Origin of the sequence: Streptomyces sp. NPDC051364 (genome assembly GCF_040682115.1) — a bacterium.
GTDB lineage: Bacteria > Actinomycetota > Actinomycetes > Streptomycetales > Streptomycetaceae > Streptomyces.
In genome coordinates, this window is record NZ_JBFBAH010000009.1 from 172,483 (window position 1) to 195,396 (window position 22,914).

Below are 22,914 nucleotides of genomic sequence, written 5' to 3' on the forward strand. Positions count from 1 at the left end.
CAGCCTACCCGTGCCCGCCCGGACAGCCCCTAGGCTGGTCCGATCATGAGCGATCGCGACGAAGCCCGCCCCCGTACGCCGGCCCCCGCGAAGGCGGCCCGGGCGCCGATGCGGTTCACGGTGGTGCTGCGCACGCCCGCCCGGGCGGCGGAACCCCTGTTCGCGCAGGCGCCGAAGGCCTGGCAGCGGATGCTGCCGTACATCGTCGTCGGCGTCTTCGTGGTGTCGCTGCTGCCGACGACCATCGCCGTGCTGACCGACGACTACAAGGCGGGCGGCGGCTGGGCAGGGGCGCTGGGCGTGGCCCAGACCGTGCCGCTGCTGCTGGCGGTGACGCGGCCGCTGCCCGCGTGGGTCCTGATCCTGGTCGCGGACACGGTCGGGGCGATGGTGCTGGCCTCCGCCGACAACGTGGCCGGGCACCCCTGGCCGTGGACTCCGATGAGCATCGTCGGCTACCTGCTGCTGATGGTCTGCCTGGGGCTGCGCGAGTCCGTCCGGACGCTGGTCGGGGTGTGGCTGGTGACGGGCGCCGTCGGGGTGGCGCTGGGGTTCTACGAGCTCGAGGTGACCACGACGGCCGCCCTCCTCTTCGTGCTGAGCGGAGCCTTCCTCGCCGTGACCGGGGCGCTGCGCGGGATCGGCGACGCCCAGCAGCGGATCGCCGAGCAGGAGAGCATCAGCGAGGCCGAGCGGGCCCGGCGGACCCTGCTCGAGGAGCGGGCGCGGATCGCCCGGGAGCTGCACGACGTGGTGGCGCACCACATGTCGGTGATCACCGTGCAGGCGGATTCCGCGCCGTACCGGCTGCCCGGCATGCCGGAGCCGGTGCAGGAGGAGTTCGCGGCGATCGCGGCGAGTGCGCGCGAGTCGCTGGGCGAGATGCGGCGGCTGCTGACGGTGCTGCGCAGCGACCGGGCGAACGGCGGGAACGGCGGGAACGGGACGTCCGGCGGCGGGGGCGTACTGGCCCCGCAGCCGGGGATCGGCAGGATCCAGCAGCTGGTGGAGGCGACCGTACGGGCCGGGCAGCCGGTGGAGTTGTCGCTCGCCGCCGGAGCGGCGCAGGCGGCGCCGCCTGCCGTGGACCTGTCGGCGTACCGGATCGTGCAGGAGGCCCTGGCGAACGTGGTGCGGCACGCGCCGGGGGCCGGGACCCGGGTGTCGGTGACGCACGACGCCGAGGAGGTCCTCGTGCTCGTGGTGAACGGCCCGGCGGCCCGGGATGCCGTGGAGGCGCTGGAGAGTTCGGGCACCGGGCACGGTCTGGTCGGCATGCGGGAACGCGTACGGTTGACGGGCGGGACGCTGGACACCGGTCCGCTGCCCGACGGCGGTTTCCGGGTCGCGGCCCGCCTGCCCCTGAACGACCCGACGGACGACCCGCCGGACGAACCGCCGGACGAACCGACGAACGACCCGACCGAGGACGCCAGTTGACCATCCGTGTGATCATCGTCGACGACCAGGCCATGGTGCGGGCGGGGTTCGCCGCCCTGCTGTCGGCGCAGGCCGACATCGACGTGGTGGGCGAGGCCCCCGACGGGCGGCAGGGGGTGCAGGTCTCCCGCACCGTGCATCCCGACGTGGTGCTGATGGACGTACGCATGCCGGAGATGGACGGGCTGACGGCGGCCCGGGAGCTGCTCAGCCCGCCGCCGGGGGTCGTCCACCGGCCGAAGGTGCTGATGCTGACCACCTTCGACATCGACGACTACGTGTACGAGGCGCTGCGCGCGGGCGCCTCCGGGTTCCTGCTGAAGGACGCGCCGCCGGCCGATCTGATCGCGGCGGTGCGGGTGGTCGCGTCGGGCGAGGCGCTGCTGGCGCCCTCGGTGACGCGGCGGCTGATCGCGGACTTCGTCCAGCGGCGGCCGGCCCCGCGCAAGGACCCGGCGCTGCGGCTGAACGGGCTGACCCCGCGGGAGACCGAGGTACTGGAGCTCATCGCGCGCGGACTGTCGAACCAGGAGATCGCCGGGCACCTGGTGCTGGCGGAGCAGACGGTGAAGACGCACATCGGGCGGGTGCTGGCCAAGCTGGACCTGCGGGACCGGGCGCAGGCCGTGATCTTCGCGTACGAGGCCGGGCTGGTCCGGCCGGGCGACTCCGACTGACGCCTGCCCCGGACTGGCGCGGCGCATCTCCTCCACCCCCTACCGGGGTATGACATCCGACTTGGCTCCACGGTCCGACGTCCGCTGCGACACCTTCTCCCTACTTTCTCCTCGTCACGAGGAGAGGAGAAGGGGCATGCGCCGCTTCGGAAGGACCCTGGTCACGGCCGCACTGGCCGTGGCCGTGGTCGGGGGGACCGCGGGATGGGCCTCCGGCGACAGCCAGCACGCAGTCACCGGACCGCCGCCCGGCACCGCCGCCTGGCGGGCCGACACCGCGTCCGGCCGCTCGCTCCCCGATCCCGCGAGCGCCTCGCCGCAGGACGTGGCCCGGTTCTTCGCCGGGCTGGACGACGCCGAGCGCCGGGAGCTCGTACGGCACCACCCGCTGGTGGTGGGCAACCTCGACGGCGCACCGGTCACCCTCAGGTACGAGGCCAACCGGCTGGCCGTCCTCGCCACCGGCGAGGCCCGCTACGCCTCGCTCGCCTCGCCGGGGCGGCAGATCCTCGCGTTCGACCCGCGTGGGCGCGGCCAGGTCGTCGAGGTGTTCGGGGATATGGGGCGGGCCGCGCACGTATCGGTGATCGTGCCGGGTTCCGACAGCGACGCCACCACGTACGACGCGAAGCGCGCGCCGAACACCGGTCCGGCCGGGATGGCCCGGTCGCTGCGCGCCGCGGCCGGCGAGAACACCGCGGTGGTGGCCTGGACCGGATACACCACCCCCGTCGGGGTCGGCCTGGACGCGGCCTCGGGGCGGCTCGCGAAGGCGGGCGCGGACCGGCTGGCCCGGTTCACGGCAGGGCTCGACGCGGTCGGCGCGCCCGACCCGGTGCTGTTCTGCCACAGCTACGGATCGGTGGTGGGGGGCCTTGCCGCCCGGCACACGGACGCCACCGACATCGTCGTGTTCGGCTCCCCGGGCATGCGCGCCGACAACGCGGCCGGCCTGCACACCGGGGCCCGCGTCTGGGCGGCCCGGGGGCCCTCCGACTGGATCGCCGACGTGCCGAACGTGCAGCTCGCCGGGATCGGCCACGGCGCCGATCCGGCCTCCGCCGCCTTCGGCGCCCGCATGGTGCCCGCCTCCGACGTACAGGGCCACACCGGCTATCTCGCACCCGGCACCCAGTCCCTGGCGGCCTTCGCCGCGATCGCGAGGGGAGAGGCCCGATGAGCACCCTGACCCTGCTCAAGGGGACGGCCGACCGGATCGAGCGGCGGACCCCCGCCCACCGCGACCGGGCCGTCGACGGGCTGCGCGCCCTCGCTCTGCTGGCCGTGCCGACCGGGCACTGGCTGCTCGGCGGATTCACCCTCGACACGGAGGGCGGTCTGCACAATGCCAGCCCGCTGTCCGCGTTCGGCGGGCTCGCACCGGCCGGCTGGGTGCTGCAGATGCTGGGCATCTTCTTCCTGGTCGGCGGCTATGCATCGGTGCTCTCGTACCACCGCCGCACGGGGTCCGCCGGGGCCTGGCTGAAGGGCCGGATCGCCCGCCTGGGACGGCCGGTGCTCGGGGTCACGGCGGTGTGGGCGCTGGCCGCGCCGGTGCTGTACGCGGCGGGGGTGCCGGAGGCCACGCTGCGGACGGGCGCCACCCTGGTGATCCAGCCGCTGTGGTTCGTCGGGGTGTACGTGGTGGTCACCGCGCTGACCCCGTACTGCGTACGGGCGGCGCACCGGCTCGGCGGCTGGGCGGCGGCCCCGCTGCTCGCCTCGGTCGCGGTGGTGGACTTCCTGCGCTACGGGCCGCTCGCCGGCTCCGTGCCGTCGTGGCTGGCGCTGGTGAACATCCTGCCGGGCTGGCTGTTCGCGTACCAGCTGGGCGTGTCCTGGGGTGAGCGGCGGATCGGGCGGCGCGGGGCCTGGCTGCTGCTGGCGGGCGGGACCGTGCTGTTCGCGGCTCTGCTGACGGTGTTCCACTACCCGGCGTCGATGGTCGGCGTACCGGGCGAGGCGCGGACCAACTCGCATCCGCCGTCGCTGCTCGTGCCGGCCCTGGCCGCGGCCCAGTCGGGGGCGGCCATGCTGCTGCGGGACCGGCTGGCGAAGCTGCTCGCCCGGCCGGCTCTGTGGGCGCCCGTGGTCGTGATCAACCTGTGCGCGATGACGATCCTGTGCTGGCACCAGACGGCCATGCTGGCGGCGGCCGTGCCCGGTTCCTTCGTGGGGGAGCTGGCGGGTCTGACGACGGCGCCGGACAGCCTGGGGTGGATCGTGGCGCGGGTGGCGTGGATGCCGGTGTTCGCGGCGCTGCTGGTGGGCATCGCCTGGTACGCGCGCCGGTTCGAGGAGCCGTGGGAGCGGGCCACGGCGGTGCGGCGGACGCTCGCGGGACTGCTGGCGGCCGGGTTCGCGGTGTTCGCGCTGGGTCTGGCCTGACACTCGGGCGCGGGGCTGCGTGAGTACGGGGAATTACCAGGACCGTTGCCGTCCGTCAAGCCACGGGATGCAGGGGCATGACGCGACGCGAGGGCGGGGCCTTACTGGACATGGGCTCACGTAGCGAAGTGGCCCATTCGCATCGGCCTACTCACTCAAGGAGAATTCCCATGACGTACCCCTTTCGGATGCGACGTTTGTTCGTATTCGCCGCCTCGACCGCCGCGGCTGCAGGCGCCGTGCTGATGCCCACCGGGGCCTTCGCCGCCACTCCGGCGACGCCGCACACCGTCGTGAGCGACGGCGACATCGGCTCCACGGACACACCCCTTCCAAACGACGAGCCCCACGTCTCCAACCTCCTCCTGGTCGTTCCCGAGGACAGTGACGAGGGCAGGATCGTCGTCAAGCCCGACGCCCAGGACGGGCAGGGCAAGGGTGGCGTGGTCAAGCCGGACCTGGGCAAGCAACGCCCCGGCAAGACCGACCGCCATGAGAACACCGGAGTGACGAACCCGCACAGGGAACCCGTATGGATCTGCGTCGCCGCTCCGTGCGGGCCCCCGTCGCAGGCCCCGACCGTGGCCACGTAGGCGACCCGGTGGCCCGTGCCGAGAGCGCCGCTCCCCCCAGGGAGCGGCGCTCTCGGCGTGGACGGGAAGCAGGTCAGGCGATCGAGGCCGCGACGATGGCGGCCACCGCCAGGTTGCAGCAGGCCGTGACCCAGACCGCCGGGTGCGGCTCCGGGTCGACGACTATGGCGCCGAGCTTGCCGGGGGTCACCCAGTCCAGCACCAGGAAGGCCACACCCATCAGGACCAGGCCGAGCAGGCCGAAGGCCGCGGTGGACAGCAGGCCCTTGCCGAAGTCGTCGTACGTGGTCCAGATCGAGGTGAACACGATCCCGCCGACGCCGATGAGCGCGGAGCTCAGCATGACGGCCGCGTTCCGGTTGCGCTCCTCCCAGATCTGCTTGGGCAGCTTCCCGGGCGTCAGCACGTCCACCAGGACGATGCCGAGGATCAGCAGCACCAGGCCGAGGGCACCGAAGGCGCTGGTACGGCCAAGTCCGTTGATGATGTCGCTCATTGAGAAGCCGTTCTCCGTGGGGGTAGGAAGGTCCTGCCGTACCTGACGCGCACCTGCCGTCAGGGTGGCCGAATCTATCGCACGGTCTTGCGGCAGACCATGGGGAGGTCAGGGAATGGTAAAGCTCAGAGCGGCGGGGGCCGGTGAGGCGGAGGCGCTCACCGCGCTGGTGCTGCGTTCCAAGGCGTACTGGGGGTACGACGCGGAGTTCCTGGCCTCCTGCGCGCACGAACTGCGGATCCGGGCCGGGGAGGTGGCGGACCGCCGGATCGTGGTGGCCGAAGACACCTCCGGCGGGCGGGTGCTGGGTCTCGCCTCCCTGGAGGGTGCGGCGCCGGTGGCCCGGCTGGGGCTGCTGTTCGTGGAGCCGGACGCCATCGGGCGGGGCGTGGGACGGCAGCTGTACCGGGATGCGCTGCGCCGGGCTGCCGCACTGGGGTTCCGCAGGCTGCTGATCGACGCCGATCCGCATGCGGCGGGGTTCTACCGGGCGATGGGCGCGCTGACTTCGCCGACGTCCTGCCGGCCGGGCGACGACGACGTGCCCGCCGGCCTGGTGCGGTTCGAGGCGGCGCCCGCGCCGCTCGCCGACTGGGCGCAGGCCTGGACCGGTGGCGGACCGGCCGTGCACGTGGGCAATGTCGCCGAGTACAACGCCCAGTTCGCCGATGCCTCCCTGGACCGCGAACAGCGGGCCGCACACCACTACGCCTGCCTGGCCGCGTTCTACAGCCCGTGGCCGGGGGCGCTGGTGCTGCCCGCGGCGGTGCCGCGGGGCTGGATCGAGCGGGTCGGACGCCTCCTGGAGTGGGAGGGGGTGGAAGTCTACGACGGCCTGGCGGACGGGGGTCCCGGGCTGCCGACTGCTGCCGGGCTGTCGGATGCCGTACGGGCCCGCCCTGCGCTGGCCGGGCGGCTGACCGCGGCCGGGCTGCCCCTCGTACCGTGGGGCCGGACGGAGGCGTTCGCGCGGCTGACCGGACGGCCGTGGCGGCCGCGCGAGCTGCGGTACGAGTCGAAGTCGGCGGCGCACGGCCTGTTCGCGCGGATCCTGGCGGGCGGCGGGCATCCCCGAATCGTGCTCCCCGCCCAGTGGCGGGCCGACAACCGGCGGGCGGCGGCCCGGCGGCTGGCCGCCCGGGCCGAGGCGGGCGAGAGCACCGTTCTCAAATCGGAGCACGGTGTCGGCGGCTCGGGCACCACCGTGGTGACACCCGGCCGGGTCCGGGCGGCGGGCGGCGCCCGCGCGGTGCTGCGCGCTCTGCCGCGCGGGCCGCTGCTGGTGGAGGAGTACGTGGCCGGCCCGACGGAGCCCGGCGCACCGCGCGACCTGACGTACGACGGGTTCGTGGACGGGTCGGGCCGGGTGCACGAGGTCGGCGGCGCGGTGATGGACGTGGCGGGCACGGGGTACCGCGGCGCCACGGTGGGCCCCGGGGTGGTGCCCGCATGGGCGGAGAAACCGCTGCTCGCCTTCGGGGAGGCGGTGGGCCGGGAGCTGGCGGCGGCCGGCTACCGGGGCTGGTTCGACGTGGACTTCGTCGCCGACGGGGCGGGGCGGCTGGCGCCGACCGAGACGAACCTGCGCCTCACCGGGCCGTCCGTGGCCTTCATGGTGGCGGCCAGGCTCGACGCGCTGCGGGGCGCGGGCCATCTCGTACGGATCGTGGACCGGGTGGAGCTGGGGGCCAGGCTGCCCGAGGCCCCGCTCGACGAGCTGTGCGAGACGCTGGCCCGCCGCTGCGCGGAGCTCGGGGCGGTGTTCCTCCCGGCGATCCCGACCGGCGCCTTCGACCCGGCGCCCTGGCTGGGCGTGTTCGTGGCCGCGCACAGCAGGGAGGTGCTGGACGCGGCCGGGGCAGTGGTACGGGCGGAGGCGCTCGCCGTCGGGGCGGCCTTCACCGAAGGGCAGCGGTCCGAGGCTTCAGATCCGTCGGAGCCGCCGGAGCCGCCGACGACGTCGGAGCCGGCTCAGTCGTCCTCGTCGTCGAAGTCGAAGGGCGACGGCGGCTTCAGGGTGACATAGGCGGCGACGATGCCGGCCGCGATCATCAGGGGGATGTTGAAGGCGTAGACCAGGGCGGCCTGGAGCGGCCAGTCCTGCTTGGCCGCGAGCCGGTAGAAGTTGTCCTGCGGCCACCAGGCGACGAGCAGGTAGACCACCGCCAGGTGCGCCGCCGTGGTGAGCCCGCTGCCCTGGCCTCGGCCGTGGCGCACCATCCACGCCCGTCCCTTGAACAGGAACAGCAGCCCGGCGGCGAAGGCGGCTCCCTCGAACAGGTAGAGCACGAAGAAGAGGAACGCCCACGGGCTGGGCACACCGCCCAGGTCGGTCGAGCCCGGCCAGAAGATCTTCGAGAGGACGAAGAAGAGCAGGCCGGCGGCGACCAGCAGCGGGAGGCCGCAGCCGATGAGGCCGAGCGGTGTCGGGAGGGTGCCGCGGCCGGCGGCCGCGTACTTTCCAGTGCCCGGCGCGGCGCTCCCCTGGCCCGGCTTCACCGGGAGCACGGGCTGCGCCACGGCCTCCCGGTTCTCCTGGCCCGCGCGGTTGCGGGGCAGGGTGCGCAGCCGGACCACGGCGCTCGGGGGCCACGTCGGGAGCACCTTCCCGGCGAGGTGGGAACGGAGCTGACCGCTGTCCGGCAGGTCGGCGCCCGGGGGCCAGGAGTGCGCGTCGGCGGGCGGGGCCACGTAGGCGACCAGCCGGCCCGTCCCGTCGCCGTCCGGGACCTGGGCCACGAGCGCGGCGCCGACGTCCGGGTGGCTCCGGATGACGGATTCGACGGCGTGCGGGTGGAGCACCGCGCCGGCCACGGTGATCCGGTCCCGGATGCGGCCGCGGAACTCCAGCAGCCCGTCCGGGCGGATTTCCGCACGGTCGCCGGTGGGGATCGCATCGCCGCCGTCGGGCGGGGTGAGGCGGATCTCCCCGTCGCGGAGGTCCACGCGGCAGCCGGGGAAGGGGGTGCCGATCAGGGCGATCTGCTCGGGGTCGTCCAACGGGCGGGACAGCTGTGGCAGTTCGAACCAGGCACCGACGCCCGCGGCCTCGGTGGGTCCGTAGACGTTGAGCAGCCGGGCGCCGGCCCGGAGCCTGGCTTGCAAGGCGGCCTGCTCGTCGAGGAAGAGCCGGTCCCCGGTGACGGTGACCAGCCGCAGCGACCGCAGGGCCGGGTCGGGGTCGCGGCGGCGGCGCGGGGCGCCGGCGGTGGAGCCGGATCCGGCGGCGGTCGCGTCGTGCAGGAGCAGCCGGGTCGCACCCGCCGGGTCGGTGTGCACCACGCCGACCTGCTCGGTCTTGACCGCCCGGCGGATCCCCTCGGGCGTCCAGGGCCCGCGCTCGGGCACGACGAGGGCGCCGCCCGAGCACAGGGCCCGGGTCCAGCCGGCGGCGAAGGCGGTGATGTCCGGTCCGTGGGTGATCAGGTGGCGGTCCTCGGGGACGGGCCGGATGACCTCGGCCCAGCCCTCATGGGCGGCGAGCAGCCGGACGTGGCCGACGGGCACGGCGCGCGGCACCGTCGCTCCGGTGAACAGGACGGCGGCCGTCGCGCCGGGCTCGGGCCGCTCCGGTGCTTCGGTGGGGCGGCCGGTGATCGCGGACGCCTCTGCGCCGAGGCGGATCACCCGCAGCCCGCTGCCGTCGTCGAGCCGGGCGTGGTGTGCGGCGTCGGTGAGCAGGACGTACGGAGTGAGGGCGGCGAGTTGCCGCTGCCCGGTGAGCGGAACCTCTACGTCGATGACGGCGTAGGCACCGCCGGCCTTGAGGACGGCGAGGAGGGCGACGACGATCTCGGTCCGGCGGGCGGTCCCGATGGCCACGACGGCGCCGGGCGGCAGTCCGTCGGCTATGAGGTGGTGCGCCAACTGGTTGGCCCGGACGTCCAGTTGCCCGTACGTGAGGCTGTGCACGCCGGCGATGACGGCGTATGCCTGCGGGGTGTCCCGCGCCTGTAGCTCGAACAGGCGCAGGACGGTGCCGGCGGTCATCCGACCGGAGCGGTCGGACCCTGGTTCCTGCGTCGATCCCTGGGTCATTCCCCGATGATGGCACCCCCCACCGACAGCCCACAGGATGCGTGAACATCCCTCGTACGAGCGGGGGTTCGGTACCGATCCGGCCAATGCATTGACCTCAAGTTTGGTTTAGGTCTTAACGTTCCCACCATGGACATGGAAGTCACCGCCTGGACATCGCTGCACAGCGCGATGAACGCCCAGCAGGACCGGCGCCCGCTCTCCCGGGCGAGCCTGCGCCGGGTCGCCGCATTCGCCCGCCCGCACCGCCGCGGGCTCACCCTGTTCCTGCTGCTCAGCGTGGTGACCGCGCTGCTCGCGGTGGCCACCCCGGTCCTCGCGAGCCGGGTGGTCACCGCCATCGTGGACGGCCGGGACAGCGGTGCGGTCACCCGGCTCGCCCTGCTCATCGCGGTGATCGCGGTCGTGGAGGCGGGGCTCGGGCTGCTCACCCGCAAGCTGTCGGCCACGCTCGGGGAGGGGCTGATCCTGGACCTGCGGACGGCCGTCTTCGACCACGTGCAGCGGATGCCGGTGGCCTTCTTCACCCGGACCCGGACCGGGGCGCTGGTCAGCCGGCTCAACAACGATGTGATCGGCGCCCAGCGGGCGTTCAGCAACACCCTGTCCGGGGTGGTGGCCAACACGGTGACCCTGCTGCTGACGCTGGCCGTGATGCTGAGCATCTCCTGGCAGATCACCCTGCTGGCCCTCGTCCTGCTGCCCGTGTTCGTGCTGCCGGCGCGCCGGATGGGGACGCGGATGGCCGCCATGCAGCGGGAGGCGTCGACGCTGAACGCGGCAATGGGCACCCAGATGACCGAGCGCTTCTCCGCGCCGGGCGCCACCCTCGTCAAACTCTTCGGGCGGCCCGCCGACGAGTCCGCGGAGTTCGCGGCGCGGGCGGCGCGCGTACGGGACATCGGGATCCGTACGGCGATGGCCCAGTCGGCGTTCATCACCGCGCTCACCCTGGTCTCGGCCCTCGCGCTCGCGCTCGTCTACGGGCTCGGCGGGTACTACGCCCTGCGCGGGACCCTGGACGCCGGGAACGTCGTCGCCCTCGCCCTGCTCCTGACCCGGCTGTACGCCCCGCTGACCTCGCTCGCCGGGGCCCGCGTCGAGGTGATGAGCGCCCTGGTGAGCTTCGAGCGGGTCTTCGAGATCCTCGACCTGAAGCCGCTGATCGCCCAGAAGCCGGACGCCCGTCGGGTGCCGGACGGGCCGGTGGCCGTGGAGTTCGACCGGGTCTCCTTCGGCTACCCCTCCCCCGACAAGGTCTCGCTCGCCTCGCTGGAGGAGGTCGCGGTCCTCGACGCCCGCGGCGGTACGCAGGTCCTGCACGAGGTGTCGTTCCGCGCCGAGCCCGGGCAGATGATCGCCCTGGTCGGCTCGTCCGGCGCCGGCAAGTCGACCATCGCGCAGTTGCTGCCGCGGCTGTACGACGCCGATGCGGGCGCCGTCCGCCTGGGCGGGGTCGACGTACGGGACCTCACGGCCGACTCCATCAGGGAGACGCTCGGCATGGTCACCCAGGACGGGCACCTGTTCCACGAGTCGGTGCGGGCCAACCTGCTGCTGGCCCGGCCGGGTGCGGGCGAGGAGGAGATCTGGGAGGCCCTGCGGCGCTCGCGGCTCGACGGGCTGGTCGCCTCGCTCCCGGACGGCCTGGACACCGTGGTCGGCGAGCGCGGCTACCGCCTCTCGGGCGGTGAGCGCCAGCGGCTGACCATCGCGCGGCTGCTGCTGGCCCGGCAGCGGGTGGTGATCCTGGACGAGGCCACGGCGCACCTGGACTCCACCTCGGAGGCGGCGGTGCAGGAGGCCCTGGGCGAGGCCCTGGCGGGCCGGACCGCGGTGGTCATCGCGCACCGGCTGTCGACCGTACAGGCGGCCGACCTGATCCTGGTGGTCGAGGACGGCCGGATCGTGGAGCGCGGGACGCACCCGGAGCTGTTGGCCGCGGGCGGGCGGTACGAGGAGCTGTACCGGACCCAGTTCGCGGCGGCGGATGCCGCGCCGGGCGGCGCCGTACCGGCTGCTGGAGCATGATGCCGGGAGGCCCTCATGCGGCGAGCCGCCGCCGACCACCGACCGTGGAGCACGTGGAGCACCGATGGACATCAAGCTGGAGCTGGTCGCCGTCCCCGTCACCGACGTCGACCGGGCCAAGGCCTTCTACGAGCGGGTCGGCTTCCATGCCGATCACGACGTCACCGTGAGCGAGGACATCCGCTTCGTGCAGCTGACCCCGCCGGGGTCGGCCTGCTCGATCGCCCTGGGCAAGGGCCTCACCCGGATGGCCCCGGGCTCGCTGGACAATATGCAGGTCGTCGTCACCGACATCGAGGAGGCGTACGAGGACCTGTGCGGCCGGGGCATCGAGGTGACGGAGATCCAGGACATGCCGTGGGGCTCGTTCGTCTACTTCTCCGACCCCGACGGCAATGGCTGGGCGGTGCAGCAGACGACGCCGCGCACGACGGCGGCAGCCGAAAGCCAGGGAGTGTCGTCAACGTAGCGTCGCCGGCCCGACGGGACGTTGACGACACGACCCAGGGGCTCTGCAGGCCGGGCGGCAGGCCGCTGCGGCGGCGGTGAGTTGACCTTCAAGCGGGATGAAAGTCGACAATCGCCGTCATGGACGATACCGGCGACACCTCGCCCGACCTGATGACCATCAGCGCGTTCGCCCGCAGGGTCGGACTCGCACCCAGCGCCCTCCGCTTCTACGATGACTGCCGCGTGCTGCTGCCCGCCCATGTGGACCCCGCGACCGGCTACCGCCACTACACCGCCGCGCAGGAGCCGCGGGCCGCGCTGCTGCGCGATCTGCGCGCCGCCGGGCTGGCGCTGGCCGACGTGGTCGCCGTACTCGACGGGCCGCCCGAGGGGGCCCGGGAGGTGCTGGAGCGGCACCGGGCGGCCGTCCGGGAGCGTGGGCGGGCCGCCGACGCGGCGATCGGGGCGGTGCTGGGCGGGCTGCCCGGCGGCCCGGCGGTCACCGAGTTCACGCTCGGCGGAGCCGAGTTGGCGAGCGCGGCCCGGCAGGTGGCGCCGGCCGCCGGGCGGGATCCCGGACATCCGGTCCTGGGCTGTGTGCTGGTGGAGTTCGAGGAGGACGAGGTCCGCTTCGTGGCCACCGACCGCTACCGGTTCGCCCTGCGTACGCTGCGGCCCTCGGCCCTGAGCGGGCCGCCGGGCCGGTTCCTGATCGAGGCGGACGCCCTGGTCGCGCTGGGGGCTTGGGCGGCCCGGGCCGCCGAGGTGACGGTGACCGCCGGCCCCGAGGCGGCCCGGATCCCGCTCACGGTCCGGCATCCGGGCGGCTCCCGCGAGGTGGCGCTGTCCGACGGCCCGTTCCCCGCGTACCGGGAGATGCTGGCGGCCCTCGACGGTCCCGCCCACCGGGTGGTCGTGGACCGGGCCGCGCTGATCGCCGCCCTCGACACGTGCGGCGACGGCGTCCCGGCCGTCGCGGTCGAACTGGGCCGCGACCGGCTGCTCGTGTCCCGGCCGGACACCGGCGCCTGCGCCGCCCGGCTGGCCGCCGTACGCGAGGAGGCCGAGCCGGTGCGGATCGGCTTCGACCCGGCGGTGCTGGCACCGGCCCTGGAGGCCGCCGTCGGGCCGGACGTCCTGCTGGAGATCTCCTTGGCGCCCGCCCGCCCGGTCCTGGTCCGCTCCGCCGACCAGGGCAGCTTCACGACGCTGGTCATGCCCGTAGCCCTGCCCGCCCTACCGGCCGACGGAGATCAGGTCTCGTGAATCCGGAATCGGAAGCCGTCCGCCTATGCAGGGCATGGCGCCGGGCGTGGGGTGACCCGCCGGTGGCGCGCGGCGTCCAGACTGGGCGGGCAACTGGACACATCCGGAAGGGAAGTGACGCCGTGGAGACTGTCGCACTGCTGGGCACCGGGATCATGGGCTCGGGGATGGCCCGGAACCTGCTGCGGGCCGGGCTCGGGCTGCGGGTGTGGAACCGGACCCGGGAGAAGGCCGAGCCGCTGGCCGCGGAGGGCGCGGTCGTCGCGGACAGCCCGGCCGAGGCGGTCGCCGGGGCCGATGTGGTGCTGACCATGCTGACGGACGGCACGGCGGTGGCGCAGGCGATGGCCGCGGCCGTGCCGGGGCTGCGCGCCGGGCAGGTGTGGGCGCAGATGAGCACGGTCGGCGTGGTCGCGCTCGAGGAGCTGGCCGGCTTCGCCCGGGAGCACGGCCTGGTGTTCGTGGACGCCCCGGTGCAGGGGACCCGGCAGCCCGCGGAGGCCGGGACGCTGGTGGTACTGGCCTCCGGACCGGCGGATCCGCGGCTGGAGCCGGTGTTCGCCGCGGTGGGCGCCAAGACGCTCCGGGCCGGGGAGGAGGCGGGGGCGGCGACCCGCCTGAAGCTGACGACGGTCGGGTACGCGATCACGTTGACGGCGGCGGTCGGCGAGGCCCTCGCGCTGGCGGAGGGGCTGGGGGTGGACCCGGGCCTGTTCGCGCAGGCGGTGACCGGCGGCCCGATGGACAACCCGTACCTCCAGGCGAAGATGAAGGCCGTCCTGGAACGGGACTTCGCCCCGAGCTTCACGGTGCACGGCGCCGAGAAGGACACCGGCCTGATCGCGGAGGCGGCGGACCGGGCGGGCGTGGCCGTCGACCTGGCCCGGGCCACCGCCGCCCGCCTCCACCGCGCGGCGGCCCGCGGCCACGCCGAACAGGACATGGCCGCCGCCTACTTCGCCGGCTTCGCCGATACGCCTTAGGGAGTGTGCAGGCGGCGCATGACAGCCATCAGTTCGTCGGGCGGGACCACCGAGAAGGACCGGGTCGCGTCGTCGATCTGCGTCAGGCTCGTCACGGCGCCCCGGTGCCACCAGTACAGCCGCGGTGAGAGGGGGCCCGGGTTGTTGTCCTGGTAGGCGCCGAGGCCGAAGGCGGCCAGGTCGTTGACGGCGCCGACCACGTGGTGGTCCGCCAGCGGGTGGAAGACCAGGTGGTGCCGGCTGGGCACGGTGAACAGGGCGCCGTCGGCAGGCAGATGGCTTCCCGTCACGGAGCGGACGAGCTCGTCGAGGACCAGCGCCTTGCTCGCGACGAACATCGACTCGCCCGAGACGATGTGCAGCAGCCCGCCGCTCTGCGTGCGCGTCGTCTCGTACTCGACGGGCTCGGCGACCAGGTTGGCGCGGCCGGCCGTACGCAGCGCTTCGAGGCCGATGCTCGCGACATCCTGGTCGTCGAGGATCCGTACGGCGTCGGGGAGGTCGAGCGCGAGCGTCTCCAGCAGTCCGGGCGCGATGCGGCGGGTGTAGCTGAAGGAGGGGGCGGCCTGCGGCGGGATGGCGTCCTCGGGCACGAGCCGCAGGTACGCGCTGCGCAGCGTCCGGTCGGGGGTGTCCGCCGTCGACCGGGAGGCGTTGTCGAGGGCGGTGAAGTGCTGATCCACGATGCGGGGCCAGTCCCGCGGGTCGGCGCGGCGGACGAACTCGGCGAGGTTGTGCAGGGCCCGGGTGCCCTGGGGTGCGTGGACGGAGTCGCCGGCGACGGTGACCTGTAGGCCCTGGTCGGCGTGATGACGGTGCACCAGTTCCCGGAGGTGCTCGGCCTGGGGGGCCGTCAGGGCGGGCAGGTGGGGATCGTACGAGGTGGCGGACTTGGACCTGAAGAACTTCATGGCCCGACTCTATTGAATGACTTGTTCCGCTCTGTCGGCCGGGAGGCCCGTCACGGGGAGGCGGGCGCCGGCGCGAGGACGTCGAGTTCCTCCAGGGCGCCCACCGCGATCTGCCGGGTCAGGGCCTCGGCGCGGGCCGCGTCGCCCTCCCGTACGGCCTCGGCGACCTGGACGTGCAGGGTGACGGCGGCCGGGTCGGGATCGTGGAACATCACCGCGTGCTGCGTACGGCCGGTCAGGACCTCGGCGACGACATCGCCGAGCCGGGCGAACATCTCGTTGCCGGAGGCGTTCAGCACGATCCGGTGGAACGCGATGTCGTGGCGCAGGTAGCCGTCGAGCTGGTGGCCGCGCGAGGTGCGGACCATGCCGAGGGCCGCCTCCGTGAGGGCGGCGCACTGGTCGGGGGTGGCCCGGGCGGCGGCGAGACCGGCCGCGACGGGCTCGACCGCGGAACGCAGCACGGTCAGGGAGCGCAGCTGGCGGGGGCGGTCGGTGCCGGCGAGGCGCCAGCGGATGACGCGCGGGTCGTAGACGTTCCACTCCTCGGTCGGGCGCACCGTGACGCCGACCCGGCGGCGGGACTCGACCAGTTGCATGGACTCCAGCACGCGGACGACCTCGCGGACCACCGTGCGCGAGGCGTCGAAGCGCTCGGCGATCTCGTCGGTGCGCAGGACACTGCCCGGCGGGTGCTCCCCCGCGGTGATCGCCAGGCCGAGGGTGTCCAGCACGTGGGAGTGGAGTCCCTGGCCTTCAGTGGTCATGGCGCAAGCGTACGGTGACCTCTCGGCGAACCAAAGATGTGATGTTTACCGCCGGACTCTTGAATACGTACTACTTAATAGGCTTCAGTGAGGGCGCACGAACCGATGTCGACGAAGACAGCGAGGTACGACGTGAGCGGCACCCAGCGCGTGCTGGTGGTGATGGGCGTGGCCGGCACGGGCAAGACGACCGTGGGCGGGATGCTCGCGGACGCGCTCGGCGTCCCGTACGTGGAGGGCGATGCGTTCCACCCGGCGGCCAACGTCGCCAAGATGTCCGCCGGGATTCCGCTGGGCGACGCCGACCGGTGGCCCTGGCTGGACGCCATCGGCGAGTGGATCCGCGCCCGGCCCGCGGGCCGGGGCGCGGTGGTGGCCTCGTCGGCGCTCAAGCGCGCCTACCGCGACCGGCTGCGCAGCGCCGCGCCCGACGCGGTGTTCGTGCACCTCACCGGCGAGCGCCCGCTGATCGAGCGGCGGATGACGGCGCGCACGGGCCATTTCATGCCGGCCGCCCTGCTGGATTCGCAGTTCGCCACGCTGGAGCCGCTCCAGCAGGACGAACTCGGCGTCGTCGTCGACGTGTCCGGATCACCCGCGGAGATCACCGAACGGGCCCTGGCCGCGCTGTCCGCGCTCCCTGGCGTGTGCCCGCCCGCCGCTCCCTCCCGAGAAAGCTGAAGGACCCAACGTGACAGGTCTCAACGTCGAGATACTGGGAGCGGCCGCGCCCGCCCCGATCACCTCGGCCGGGGACGCCCAGCTGGGCGTGGCCGTCCTCGCGGGCATCGCCGTCATCGTGCTGCTCATCACCCGCCTCAAGCTGCACGCCTTCCTGGCGCTGACGGTCGGCTCGCTCGCCCTCGGGGTGTTCGCGGGCGCCCCGCCGGACAAGACGATCGCCAGCTTCACCGCCGGGCTCGGCGCCACCGTCGCGGGGGTCGGCGTACTGATCGCGCTCGGCGCGATCCTGGGCCGGCTGCTCGCGGACTCGGGCGGCGCGGACGAGATCGTCGACACCATCCTCGCCAAGGCCAGGGGCCGGGCGATGCCCTGGGCCATGGTGCTGATCGCCTCGGTGATCGGGCTGCCGCTCTTCTTCGAGGTCGGCATCGTGCTGCTGATCCCGGTGGTGCTGCTGGTGGCCAAGCGCGGCAACTACTCGCTGATGCGGATCGGCATCCCTGCGCTGGCCGGCCTCTCCGTGATGCACGGGCTGATCCCGCCGCACCCCGGCCCGCTCGTCGCCATCGACGCGCTCCACGCGAACCTCGGCGTCACGCTCGCCCTCGGCGTGCTGGTGGCGATCCCGACGGTGATCATCGCCGGGCCGCTGTTCTCCAAGTACGCGGCCCGCTGGGTGGACATCCCGGCGCCCGAGCACATGATCCCGCAGCGGCCGTCGGCGGAGCTCGAGCACCGCCCCCGGTTCGGGGCGACGGTGTTCACCGTGCTGCTGCCGGTGGCGCTGATGCTCGTGAAGGCACTGGTGGACATCGTTGTCGACGACCCGGAGAACGGCCTGCAGCGGGTCACGGACGTCGCGGGATCCCCGCTGATCGCCCTGCTCACGGCGGTGCTGGTGGGCATGTTCACCCTCGGCCGGGCGGCCGGGTTCACCAAGGCACGGATCTCCACGACCGTGGAGAAGTCGCTGGCCCCGATCGCGGGCATCCTGCTGATCGTGGGCGCGGGCGGGGGCTTCAAGCAGACCCTGATCGACGTGGGCGTCGGCCGGATGATCCTGGAGCTGTCGCAGGGCTGGTCCATCCCGGCCCTGCTGCTGGCCTGGCTGATCGCGGTGGCCATCCGCCTGGCCACGGGCTCGGCGACGGTCGCCACGATCTCGGCGGCCGGCCTGGTGGCCCCGCTCGCCGCGGGCATGTCGACCACGGAGACGGCGCTGCTGGTGCTGGCGATCGGGTCGGGCTCGCTGTTCTTCAGCCACGTCAACGACGCCGGGTTCTGGCTGGTCAAGGAGTACTTCGGCATGGCGGTCGGACAGACGATCAAGACCTGGTCGGTGATGGAGACCATCATCTCGGTCGTCGGGCTGGGCTTCGTCCTGCTGCTGTCACTCGTCCTGTAGTGCCGCTGCCGTCCTCCAACTGCGCGGCGGCCACGGCGAGGCCGTTCGCGGCGGTGGCGCAGCGGTCGGCCAGGGCGGCGACCTCGGCGCGGAACGCGTCGGCCTGCGGGCCCTGCCAGTCCAGCGCTTCGGCGGCGGCGCGCAGCCGGCGCGCATGGCCGCGCAGGACGACGGAGTGGCTGCGCAGGCCGTCGGCCGGGTCCGGCGGACCGGAGTGCAGCCGGGTGGCGGGGCTCACCGGCTGCGCCAGGGCTGGACGAGGAGGATGCCGCCGGTGCCGATGAGGCCGATGGTGTGGACGCAGCCTTTGTGCGGACCGGCCGGGGCGGTCGTGGTGGGCCGGTGGCGCGACTCGCGGTCCCGGTCGAAGAACGCCCGTACGGCGGCGCCGAGTCCGAGCAGTGGTTCGGCGGGCACGGCCCGGCCGGTGGCCACCTGCCAGCCTGCGTGGTCGTTGAACGGATTCACGTCGGTCAGGGCGTTCCAGGCGAACAGGTCGGCGAAGGACGGCGACAGCAGCGCGAACGCCCGCTCGGCGCCCCGGTCCCGCACGAGCCGGCGGAACACACGGACGGCCGCCGCCTGCCGGTCCTCGTCCACGGCGCGCAGGATCGCCGCGCAGTCGGGGTCGTCCAGCAGATCGGGACGGCCGGCGCTCGCCACCCGGATCCGGGCCTTGAGACCGCAGACGGCGAGGCTGACGGCGAGGCTCTCGCGGCCGGTGAGGATCCCGGCGAACCAGCCGGCCCGCGCGACTCCCCGGCCGCGCGGGGCCCAGCCCAGGCCCGCCGGATCGGTGAGGGTGCGCAGCAGGGTGCGCCAGCCGAGCCGCGAGCGGGCGCGGGCACGGGCCCGGCGGCGGCTCAGGGCGGCGGCCGGGAGACGGGGGCCGAGGGCCAGTTCGGAGGCGTGCCGGGCGGCTTCGCCGACGGCGTCGGCGGCCTCGGCGAGCTCGCGGCACAGCGCGTCGAGCAGTTCGACGTCCGGGTCGGTGGGCGCGGAGGTCGCGGCGTCGGACATGGAATCCTCGCGGGATGTCGGTGGGGAGGGTGGCGTCAGCGGCGGGTGAGGGTGAGCCGGATGCCGCGCGGATCGAGCGCCATGGGCAGCGGTCCGGGCGGGTCGAGCACCGGCCGGGTGCCCGTGATGCGGCGACGGCGCAGGACCTCGGCGCACAGCGCGGTGGTGATCAGCAGGCCCAGCCGGTCGCCCGGGCAGCGTCCCGGGCCGTGCCCGAACGGGGCCATCCGGACGTCCTCGTCCGCGCCGGGGGTCTTCCAGCGGCCCGGTACGAAGACGTGCGCGGCGGGCACGTGTTCCGGGTCGCGCTGGTGGAAGTGGGCGGGCAGCAGGACGGAGGTGCCTGCCGGGTGGCGCACGCCCCGCCACTCGGTCTCGGTGCGGGTGACCCGGATCAGGTCGGGCACCGCCGGGTACAGGCGCAGGCACTCCCGTACGCAGGCGCGCAACCGGGGCAGTTCCCCCGGGGCCGCCGATCCGGCGGCTTCGGCGGCCGCCGAAGCCTGCTCGGCGGGATGGGCGGCGAGCAGGAGCAGGGTGCGCAGCAGGGTCGCGGGGATGCAGTCCATGGCCCGCAGGGCCCGCTCCTCCCGGTCGGCGTACGCGCCGGCCCCGCCGAGCCGGGTGTGCCCGTCGGCCGCCCCGGCACGCTCCCGGCCGCGGCGGCGCAGCCGGCCGAGCAGGCCGGTGAGTTGCTCGTCCCCCGCGGCAGCGGCGTCGCCGAGCACGATCCGCCGGGCGGCGCGGGCCACGGTGTGCCGGGCGCGGGCCAGGTCGAGGGTGGCGGCGGCGGTCAGGTGCCGGGCCTCCTCGGCGATGATGCTGCGGACGGCCCCGCACGGGCGGATTTCGCCGGCTCCGGGCGACAAGACGGCGGCTTCGGCTTCGGCCTCGGCCTCGGCCTCGTAGAACTGACGCAGTTCCTGCCGGTCCAGCAGGACGAGCACGGCCCCCGACAGCCCGCGGACGAGGACGGGCGCCCCGCCGTGGCGGGCCCGCAGCGCGCGCAGCGTGTCGGCGGAGAAGACGGGGCGGGCACCGCCGGAGCCGCGGACGAAGAGCGGGAGGGCGCGGCCGGCGGCGAACCGGACGGACCCGGCGCGCCCGGCCCGCGCCTGCTGTCCGCGTGAGACGGCCGACTGGGTCGTACCGGGACCGGTCATGGCTGCACCGCCTCCCTGGGATCGGGCCGCCCGAGGCCGCGCGCGGCGGCCGGTCCGGGCGGCGGGGTCCTCCGGCGGGCGCCGACGCCGTACGCGCAGCACGTCGAGGGCGGCCTCGTGAAGCGTGCGCATCCGTGTACCTCCGCGCGCAGCGGGAAACCAACGGTCGGTGACATCGAGCTCACCGTACGTCGGCCTCGCGGCGACCGCGCCCCGAGCACTACCCGAGCGGGTCCAGCCCCACGAGCAGCGCGGCGACATCGAGCCCGGCGGAGAGGTAGGAGGTGAAGGCGTCGTTGCTCAGCGCCCAGGGCGACCGCCGGCGCCGCACCGGCGCCACGGCCTCGTCGACCGGCGTCCCCCGTTCGACGAGCACCTGCGCAACGACGAGCCCCGACCGGTTGTACCCGGAATGGCACCGCACGAGGGTGGTGCGCCCCCGGTCGAGCGCCGCCACCCCCGAACGGGCGAGCCCCTGCACTTCCTACAACTCCGCGGCGGTGAGCGGCCCGTCGGGTATCTCCGCGACGAGGTGTTCCACGTGGGGGCCGGGGCCGTGCCCGGAGCGCGCGTAGAGGCTGATCACCAGGTCGAACTCGGAGCCGACCACGACGGGACGCAGTTCCCCGGCGGGATCGGTCCAGTAGTGCCCGCCCATCCAGAGGCCGGGCACGACCTCGTCCCACGGGGACTGCGGGCCGGGCCGGTCACGGTCCTTCTGTCGCGTTCTCCGCATTCCGGCCCACTCCCCCTGTCACGTCAATGTGCGCTCAAGGATGGGGAGTTGGGGCGAAGGCCGTGTCGCGGAAGGTGTGGCGGAGGGGGCCTGGGGGGTGGGTGGGGAGGAGGATCGCCCAGCGGTGTCGGCGGGGGGAGACCCAGACCGTCGGGGTTTCGCCGTACGACCAGGTGCCGTGCGGGGCCGGGTGCCAGAGGAGGCCCCGGGCGGGGGTCAGCTCGCCCGTCCGGATGCGGAGGGACTCGGTGATCCAGGCGCGGGTGACGGGGTGGTCCGCCGGGGAGAGGAGGTGACTCAGGAAGCGGACGAGGTCGGCCAGGGGGGCGCGCAGCGTGCCGTCGGCGAAGCACGTGCCGGCCATGCCGAGAGGGTGCCAGATGCGGGTGGCGGCGAGCTCCGCGAGGGGGCTGCCGGTGAGGTGCTCGGCGAGACGGGTGAGGGTGGCATGGGCCGCGGGGCCGGTGGAGTGGCTGAGCAGGTGGTGTGCGGTGGTCCCGGCGGGGGCTTCGGTCCCGTACCCCGTGAGGGGGGTGTGCAGCCGCAGGGCCTCTTCGGCGACGAGGCTCCCGATCACTGGCCAAACGGCGAGCACGGGGCTCAGGCCCCCGACATCGAGGGCCGAGCCGTCGTCCTGCGATCCGGCATGGAACCCGTCCGGCCCCCCGACCGCCCACGCCGCGCCGGGATCCGCGGCTTGCAGTACGGCCCGAACCCGCTCGGCCACGTCGGCAGGGTCGACCCCATCTGCCGCGTCGGCCACCCCGCCCACGTCGGCCGCCTGGCCCACACCGGTCGGCTCGCCCCGGTGGGCTGTCTTGACCGCGTCGGGCACGTCGACTCCCTCGGCTGTGTCGGCCGGCTCGGCCGCTTCGGCATGGTCGCTCTGGAGCGTCATGGGTCCCCACGCTAGCCACCGGCCGACCGCCCCCGCGGGCGCGTCGCCACGAAGTCGGCGCGGATTCGCCCCGGCGCCACCCGAATGCCAGCCGCGAGCCACCCACCGGCCTGCGCCCGGACCTGGCGGGCCCGCGGGCCGGAAAACCATGTGCTGTCCGGCAGTACGGCTGGCAGGGTCGCTCCGTGACCTTGATCCTGCCGCCCCGCATCACCGACTCCGCCGCCCGGCTCCGGGACGCCGCCCGCGCGCGCGGGCTGGACACCGTGCAGCTGGACACCTTCGCCGTGCCCGAAGGGCTGCGGGCCCGGCATCTGCATGCCGGGCCGGGATTCGCCGACGCCGTGGCGCCCCGGCTCGGGATCGGGCTACTGGAGGCCCCGGCGGACTGGCTGGCGCGGCTGCCGCGGGAGTTCACCGGCCGGGAGGTCCGCCTGGTCCCGATCCGTGAGGCCTGTGCACTGCGCCGGCCCGTCTTCGTGAAGTCGCCCAACGACAAGTCGATCCCGGCCCTGGTCTACGCCGACGGCTCCCGTCTCCCCGGCCCGGACGCCGTGGATCCCGAGACGGAGGTGCTGGTCAGCGATGTCGCAAGCTTCACGGCCGAGTACCGGACGTACCTCCTCGACGGCGCCGTGCACACCGCGAGCCGGTACGCGGAGGACGGCCGCCTGAGCCTCGGCCCTGCTGCCGACGAGGCGGTGGCCTTCGCGGAACGGCTCCCCTTCACCACCCTCCCGTCCGCGATCGTCGTCGACGTCGGTGTCGCGGACGGCCGCTGGTCGGTGATCGAGGCCAACGCCGCCTGGGCGAGCGGCACGTACGCGTGCGATCCGCAGCGCGCCCTCGACGTCGTCCTGCGCGCCGCCGCCCCGGTGCACTGCGTCGCCGACCGCGACCGGGCGTTCCTGCGCTGACGGACCGGAAGGGGCGGGGCGCCCCACGGCGCCCCGCCCCCGAAAGATCCG

Annotated in this window: 23 protein-coding genes; 13 read left to right on the forward strand and 10 right to left on the reverse strand. The window is 74.3% G+C overall.

Annotation, left to right across the window (positions count from 1 at the left end; genetic code table 11):
* The first annotated feature begins 108 nt into the window (after positions 1-108).
* The 5 genes from AB0M76_RS21080 (at position 109) to AB0M76_RS21100 (ending at position 5,098) form a co-directional block, all read left to right on the forward strand.
* Positions 109-1,440: a histidine kinase gene (locus AB0M76_RS21080; protein ID WP_365954426.1), complete on the forward strand. Its 1,332-nt coding sequence runs from the start codon at positions 109-111 to the stop codon at positions 1,438-1,440.
* Positions 1,437-2,117: a response regulator transcription factor gene (locus AB0M76_RS21085; RefSeq protein ID WP_365954293.1), complete on the forward strand. Its 681-nt coding sequence runs from the start codon at positions 1,437-1,439 to the stop codon at positions 2,115-2,117. Before AB0M76_RS21080 ends, AB0M76_RS21085 begins: the two co-directional genes overlap by 4 nt.
* A gap of 136 nt (positions 2,118-2,253) precedes the next feature.
* Positions 2,254-3,297: an alpha/beta hydrolase gene (locus tag AB0M76_RS21090; protein WP_365954294.1), complete on the forward strand. Its 1,044-nt coding sequence runs from the start codon at positions 2,254-2,256 to the stop codon at positions 3,295-3,297.
* On the forward strand, positions 3,294-4,505 hold the full coding sequence (locus AB0M76_RS21095) for an acyltransferase (RefSeq protein ID WP_365954295.1): 1,212 nt from the start codon (positions 3,294-3,296) through the stop codon (positions 4,503-4,505). The genes AB0M76_RS21090 and AB0M76_RS21095 overlap by 4 nt, the downstream gene beginning before the upstream one ends.
* Before the next feature lie 170 nt (positions 4,506-4,675).
* Complete coding sequence (locus AB0M76_RS21100; RefSeq protein WP_365954297.1) at positions 4,676-5,098, forward strand: hypothetical protein; 423 nt, start codon at positions 4,676-4,678, stop codon at positions 5,096-5,098.
* A gap of 73 nt (positions 5,099-5,171) precedes the next feature.
* Here the strand turns inward: AB0M76_RS21100 and AB0M76_RS21105 are convergent, their stop codons facing one another.
* Positions 5,172-5,594: a DUF350 domain-containing protein gene (locus tag AB0M76_RS21105; RefSeq protein WP_266637178.1), complete on the reverse strand. Its 423-nt coding sequence runs from the start codon at positions 5,592-5,594 to the stop codon at positions 5,172-5,174.
* A 115-nt stretch (positions 5,595-5,709) separates the two neighbouring features.
* Between AB0M76_RS21105 and AB0M76_RS21110 the strand changes: the two genes are divergently transcribed.
* Positions 5,710-7,620: a GNAT family N-acetyltransferase gene (locus tag AB0M76_RS21110; RefSeq protein ID WP_365954298.1), complete on the forward strand. Its 1,911-nt coding sequence runs from the start codon at positions 5,710-5,712 to the stop codon at positions 7,618-7,620.
* Here AB0M76_RS21110 and AB0M76_RS21115 read toward each other — a convergent pair.
* Positions 7,566-9,632, reverse strand: coding sequence for an AMP-binding protein (locus AB0M76_RS21115; protein WP_365954299.1), 2,067 nt, complete (start codon positions 9,630-9,632; stop codon positions 7,566-7,568). The two genes, AB0M76_RS21110 and AB0M76_RS21115, sit on opposite strands and share 55 nt — an antisense overlap.
* A 129-nt stretch (positions 9,633-9,761) precedes the next feature.
* On the opposite strand from AB0M76_RS21115, the gene AB0M76_RS21120 reads away from it, so the two are divergent.
* From AB0M76_RS21120 to AB0M76_RS21135, 4 genes are all read left to right on the forward strand, one after another.
* Positions 9,762-11,663 carry an ABC transporter ATP-binding protein gene (locus AB0M76_RS21120; protein WP_365954300.1) on the forward strand — a complete coding sequence of 634 codons (1,902 nt, stop codon included), beginning with the start codon at positions 9,762-9,764 and terminating at the stop codon, positions 11,661-11,663.
* A 64-nt stretch (positions 11,664-11,727) separates the two neighbouring features.
* On the forward strand, positions 11,728-12,132 hold the full coding sequence (locus AB0M76_RS21125) for a VOC family protein (protein ID WP_365954301.1): 405 nt from the start codon (positions 11,728-11,730) through the stop codon (positions 12,130-12,132).
* A 119-nt stretch (positions 12,133-12,251) separates the two neighbouring features.
* Positions 12,252-13,379, forward strand: a complete 1,128-nt coding sequence (locus tag AB0M76_RS21130) for a MerR family transcriptional regulator (protein WP_365954302.1) — start codon at positions 12,252-12,254, stop codon at positions 13,377-13,379.
* A 122-nt stretch (positions 13,380-13,501) separates the two neighbouring features.
* Complete coding sequence (locus AB0M76_RS21135; protein ID WP_365954303.1) at positions 13,502-14,362, forward strand: NAD(P)-dependent oxidoreductase; 861 nt, start codon at positions 13,502-13,504, stop codon at positions 14,360-14,362.
* On the opposite strand, the gene AB0M76_RS21140 is transcribed toward AB0M76_RS21135, so the two are convergent.
* Both AB0M76_RS21140 and AB0M76_RS21145 read right to left on the reverse strand, forming a co-directional pair.
* Positions 14,359-15,273: a hypothetical protein gene (locus tag AB0M76_RS21140; RefSeq protein ID WP_365954304.1), complete on the reverse strand. Its 915-nt coding sequence runs from the start codon at positions 15,271-15,273 to the stop codon at positions 14,359-14,361. The genes AB0M76_RS21135 and AB0M76_RS21140 overlap by 4 nt on opposite strands.
* A 50-nt stretch (positions 15,274-15,323) precedes the next feature.
* Positions 15,324-16,040, reverse strand: a complete 717-nt coding sequence (locus tag AB0M76_RS21145; RefSeq protein ID WP_365954305.1) for an FCD domain-containing protein — start codon at positions 16,038-16,040, stop codon at positions 15,324-15,326.
* A gap of 105 nt (positions 16,041-16,145) precedes the next feature.
* Here AB0M76_RS21145 and AB0M76_RS21150 point away from each other — a divergent pair, with 105 nt between their 5' ends.
* Complete coding sequence (locus tag AB0M76_RS21150) at positions 16,146-16,721, forward strand: gluconokinase (protein ID WP_365954306.1); 576 nt, start codon at positions 16,146-16,148, stop codon at positions 16,719-16,721.
* Positions 16,722-16,731: 10 nt separating this feature from the next.
* Positions 16,732-18,129, forward strand: coding sequence for a gluconate:H+ symporter (locus AB0M76_RS21155; RefSeq protein ID WP_365954307.1), 1,398 nt, complete (start codon positions 16,732-16,734; stop codon positions 18,127-18,129).
* Here AB0M76_RS21155 and AB0M76_RS21160 read toward each other — a convergent pair.
* From AB0M76_RS21160 to AB0M76_RS21185, 6 genes are all read right to left on the reverse strand, one after another.
* A complete protein-coding gene (locus AB0M76_RS21160; RefSeq protein WP_365954308.1) occupies positions 18,077-18,367 on the reverse strand; it encodes a hypothetical protein in 291 nt (96 codons plus the stop codon). The two genes, AB0M76_RS21155 and AB0M76_RS21160, sit on opposite strands and share 53 nt — an antisense overlap.
* A complete protein-coding gene (locus tag AB0M76_RS21165; protein WP_365954309.1) occupies positions 18,364-19,149 on the reverse strand; it encodes a hypothetical protein in 786 nt (261 codons plus the stop codon). The genes AB0M76_RS21160 and AB0M76_RS21165 overlap by 4 nt, the downstream gene beginning before the upstream one ends.
* A 35-nt stretch (positions 19,150-19,184) precedes the next feature.
* Positions 19,185-20,444, reverse strand: a complete 1,260-nt coding sequence (locus tag AB0M76_RS21170) for a cytochrome P450 (protein WP_365954310.1) — start codon at positions 20,442-20,444, stop codon at positions 19,185-19,187.
* A gap of 88 nt (positions 20,445-20,532) precedes the next feature.
* On the reverse strand, positions 20,533-20,793 hold the full coding sequence (locus AB0M76_RS21175; RefSeq protein WP_365954311.1) for a hypothetical protein: 261 nt from the start codon (positions 20,791-20,793) through the stop codon (positions 20,533-20,535).
* Between the two features lie 3 nt (positions 20,794-20,796).
* A complete protein-coding gene (locus tag AB0M76_RS21180) occupies positions 20,797-21,048 on the reverse strand; it encodes a hypothetical protein (RefSeq protein ID WP_365954312.1) in 252 nt (83 codons plus the stop codon).
* 34 nt (positions 21,049-21,082) lie between these two features.
* Positions 21,083-21,946, reverse strand: coding sequence for a hypothetical protein (locus AB0M76_RS21185; protein ID WP_365954313.1), 864 nt, complete (start codon positions 21,944-21,946; stop codon positions 21,083-21,085).
* A 185-nt stretch (positions 21,947-22,131) separates the two neighbouring features.
* On the opposite strand from AB0M76_RS21185, the gene AB0M76_RS21190 reads away from it, so the two are divergent.
* On the forward strand, positions 22,132-22,863 hold the full coding sequence (locus AB0M76_RS21190; protein WP_365954314.1) for an ATP-grasp domain-containing protein: 732 nt from the start codon (positions 22,132-22,134) through the stop codon (positions 22,861-22,863).
* Positions 22,864-22,914: the final 51 nt, after the last annotated feature.